Genomic DNA, 4,423 nt, shown 5'->3' on the forward strand with positions numbered 1-4,423 from the left:
CGTGTATGCCCCGCATCCCCGATCAAGAAGTCCAGCGGCTAAAAGACGAAGTGGCAGTGCAGCGCCTGATCGAGGCGGCGGGTGTGGAGCTCAGGAAGTCCGGCAAGGACTGGGTGGGCAAGTGCCCGTTCCACGACGACAGCGAACCGTCATTGGTCGTGACCCCGGCCAAAAACCTGTGGCACTGCTTTGGCTGTGGTGTGGGGGGTGGGGTGATTGACTGGGTGATGAAGCTCAAGGGCGTCTCGTTTCGCCATGCGGTCGAGTTGCTCAAGGAAGATTCCGCCTTAGCCGCTGTGTCTGGCGAACCGGTCAAGCGCACCACGGTGCGCGCCTTGCCGCCGCCGGTGGCCCTGGACGCCGACGACCGCGCGCTGCTGGCTCAGGTGGTGGACTACTACCAGCAGACCCTGAAAGCCTCGCCCGAAGCGCTGGCCTATTTGCAATCGCGCGGCTTGACGCACCCCGAGCTGATCGACCACTTCAAACTGGGCTTTGCCAATCGCACCCTGGGCCTGCGTTTGCCCGACAAGCAGCGCGCCGCCGGTGCGGACATTCGGGGCCGGCTGGAGCGCTTGGGTGTGTACCGCGACACCGGGCGCGAGCACTTCAATGGCTGCCTGGTCATCCCCGTGCTGGACGCGCACAACCAGGTGCGCGAGGTGTACGGGCGCAAGGTTGGCAAGGTCAGTCATGGCCTGGCTAAACACCTGTACCTGCCCGCGCACGCCGAGCGCGGCGTGTTCAATGTGGCGGCGCTGCAGGCCAGCAAAGAAATCATCGTTTGCGAAGCCCTCATCGATGCCTTGACCTTCTGGTGTGCCGGGTATCGCAACGTCACCACGGCGTATGGCACGGAAGGCTTCACGGCAGAGCTGCTGCAAGCCTTCAAGGACCACGGCACCGAGCGCGTCTTGATTGCCTACGACCGTGACGATGCCGGCGAACGCGCCGCCGCCAAGCTGGCCCCGGTGCTGATGGCCGAAGGCATCGAGTGCTTTCGCATCCAGTTCCCCAAGGGTATGGACGCCAACGAGTACGCGCTCAAGGTAACCCCGGCCACCAAGAGCCTGGGTTTGCTGATTCGCCAAGCCAGTTGGTTGGGCCAGGGAAAGCCGCCAGAGCGCCTTGCAGTGCCCACAGCGCCTGTAGCCCAAGACTTACAAGTCAAATCGGCCTCCAGCCCAGATAACACGGGTGCAAGCAGCTATGAAAGTAATAGCAATAGTGCGCCCGTCCAAACCGCAGCGCCTTCACCTTCACTTCCATCCTTAGCCGCTGCTCCCACAGCGGGCGCGCCCGAGCCGGTGGCCGAGGTCACGGGCAGCGAAGTGACCTTGCACTTTGGCCAGGGCAGCCAGGCCAGGCGCTGGCGCGTGCGCGGGCTGTCCAAGAACCTGGCCTATGAAGTGCTCAAGGTCAATGTGCTGGTGGCTGCTGGAGAAGCGTTTCACGTTGACAGCTTCGATCTGTACGCCGCGCGCGCCCGCGCCGCCTACCTGGTGCAGGCCGCGGCCGAGCTGGGCGTGTCTGGGGATGTGCTCAAGGCCGATATGGGGCGCGTGCTGCTCAAGCTGGAGGCCTTGCAGGACGAAGCGATTCAGACGGCGCTGCAGCCCAAGGCCGCAGCCGTGCCCAGCATGAGCGCCGACGAACACAGCGCCGCCCTGGAGCTGCTGCACAGCCCGGACCTGCCCGCGCGCATCCTGGCCGACTTCGAGGCCGCAGGCGTGGTGGGCGAAGCCACCAATAAGCTGGTGGGCTACCTGGCGGCGGTCAGTCGCAAACTCGATAGGCCATTGGCCATCGTCATCCAGTCCAGCAGCGCCGCCGGCAAGAGCAGTTTGATGGACGCCATCCTCTCCTTCGTGCCCGAAGAAGAACGTATCCAGTACAGCGCCATGACCGGGCAGAGCCTGTTCTACATGGGCCAGACCAACTTGAAACACAAGATCCTGGCGATAGCCGAAGAAGAAGGCGCACACCGCGCCAGCTATGCCTTAAAGCTGTTGCAGTCCGAAGGCGAACTCACCATTGCATCGACTGGTACCGATGCCGTCACAGGCAACCTGATCACCCAGGAATACAAGGTCGAAGGCCCGATGAGCCTGTTCATGACCACCACGGCGATTGACATTGACGAAGAGCTGATGAACCGGTGTTTGGTCCTCAGCGTGGACGAGGCCAGAGAGCAGACCCGCGCCATCCACAAATTGCAGCGCGAGCGCCGCACCCTGGCTGGCCTGACCCGTAAGCATGAAAAAACCGCCATCCTCACGGTCCACCGCAACGCCCAGCGCCTCTTGCGCCCGCTGGCCGTGGTCAACCCCTGGGCCGATCAATTGACCTTCCTCGATGACCGCACCCGCACGCGCCGTGATCATGAGAAGTACCTGACCCTGATCGACACCATTGCGCTCTTGCACCAGCACCAGCGGCAAATCAAAAGCGCTACGGTCGCCGGTGCCGTGGTCGAGTACATCGAAGCCAGCCTCTCGGATATCGAGCTGGCCAACCGCATTGCGCACGAGGTGCTGGGGGTCAGCCTGGACGAGCTGCCGCCGCAGACGCGGCGCGTGCTCTCTGGCCTGCACACGCTGGTGCAAGGGCGCATGACCGAGCTGGGCCTGCCGCAGCGCGAGCTGCGCTTCACACGCACGCAGGTGCGCAGTGCCTGCGCGCTGTCGGACACCCAGGCGCGCATTCACCTGGAGCGCCTGGCCGCGATGGAGTTCATCCTCGTGCACCGGGGCCAGCGCGGGCAGAGCTACGAGTACGAGCTGCTGCACGACAGCGCCGAAGGGATGCGAAGTGGCCCGCACCTGGCCGGCCTGATCGACACAGCCGCGCTGCAGTCTGCCTCTGAATCTACAGCTACGAATCCGAGTTCGCGGGGGGACGTGGGGGAGTTCGCGGGGGTGAAACGGCCCCTAAACGGTGCCAACGCGGGGGGTGCGCGGAGCGGCGAAACCTCCGCCAAGCCGCATGGCGCAAGGCTTAGCGCTGAATCAACTGACAGTAAGCCGGTTTCACGCGCCACCCCCACCACCAGCAAACGCGCGTCCTACCTTCACTCCTTAGCCGCCTGACCCCCGCCATGCTGCGCCCCCACCGCATCACCCCGCGTTCCCCGGCTGCACCCCAGCCCTCAGCGGCCAACCCCCTGCACAGCTACAAGCGCAGCTTCTGTGACTGGACAACCGTCATGGGCCTGTCGGCCAACACCGCCAGCATGCGGCAGTGGGCCCTGGACCACTTCATCGCCTGGATCGACGAGCGCGGCATACGCCACCCCGGCGAAGTTACGCGCCCCATCCTGCAGCGCTACCAGCGCCACCTCTACCTCCTCCGCAAAAAAAACGGCCAGCCCTTGGCCTGGTCCTCCCAGGTCAACCGCCTGACCCCCATCGTGGCCTTCTTCAAATGGCTCACGCGAGAGGGCCACATCCTGACCAACCCGGCCGCCGATCTGGACTTGCCCAAGGCCCCGCAGCGCCTGCCCAAACACCTCTTGAGCGTGGCCCAGGTCAGCCAGGTCCTGAACCAGCCCGATATCACCACCCTGGCCGGATTGCGCGACAGGGCCATGCTGGAGACCCTGTACTCCAGCGGCATCCGGCGCTCTGAACTGGCTCACCTCAAGATCACCGAGGTCGACACCGAACGCGGCACCCTGATGGTCAGACTCGGCAAGGGCGCCAAAGACCGCTTCGTGCCCTTGGGAGAAAGAGCCTGCGCCTGGGTGCAGCGCTACTTGCTGGAGGTGCGCCCCGAGTTGCTCAGCGGTGACACGCTGGTGCTGTTCCTGAGCGACTGGGCGCAGCCCTTTGAGCCGCACCAGCTCTCGGCCCTGGCGCGCAGGTACATGCAGGCCGCAGGATTCAGCCAAGGCTCCTGCCACGCCCTGCGCCATGCCTGCGCCACCCACATGCTGGACGGTGGCGCCGACATCCGCTTCATCCAGGCCCTGCTGGGCCACTCGGAGCTGGGCACCACCCAGATCTACACCCATGTGGCGATTGCCAAGCTGCAGGCGGTGCATGCCTTGACGCATCCGGCGCGGCTGGAGCGGGTTCAGCTTGCGAGTGAGGCCAGCCCTCAAGCGCAGAGCAAGGACGCCGCCACGGCGTTGCTGGAAGCTTTGGCGGGTGAGGGTGATGACGATGGCGGCGATGAAGTGTGAGGATGAACGCTGCGGGTGATGGACACGCTGCTGCCGTGCACCGCTCCCGTCACGGCCCTTGCGGGAGGCAAGGCCCGCGCCGACGCTAGGCCGGTGGTCGTTCCGCCTTAGCTGCTTCTGCCGGCGCCCGAGAAGTCAAAGCCAGGCGCTGCGCGCAGAGCTATGAATACAAGCCCAGCCTGGCGTCGAGCCAGGCCGTGCTTGGCAGGTGCTGCGGGGTTAGTTGCGTTGCAACTAAAC

At 64.9% G+C, this 4,423-nt stretch carries 2 protein-coding genes; both read left to right on the plus strand.

The features are described from left to right. Positions 1-3,089 (plus strand): CHC2 zinc finger domain-containing protein (locus ABI546_RS19410; protein WP_348049274.1); only part of this gene is annotated, 3,089 nt, incomplete at its 5' end. 8 nt (positions 3,090-3,097) lie between these two features. Further along, on the plus strand, positions 3,098-4,183 hold the full coding sequence (xerC, locus tag ABI546_RS19415; RefSeq protein WP_348049276.1) for a site-specific tyrosine recombinase XerC: 1,086 nt from the start codon (positions 3,098-3,100) through the stop codon (positions 4,181-4,183). Positions 4,184-4,423: the final 240 nt, after the last annotated feature.

It is taken from the genome of Polaromonas sp., assembly GCF_039932935.1.
Classification (GTDB): Bacteria; Pseudomonadota; Gammaproteobacteria; order Burkholderiales; family Burkholderiaceae_C; genus Polaromonas.

What these genes read in the sequence shown, in the direction of transcription:
- xerC (WP_348049276.1), top strand. Translation starts at nt 3,098, where the DNA reads ATGCTGCGCCCCCACCGCATCACCCCGCGTTCCCCGGCTGCACCCCAG.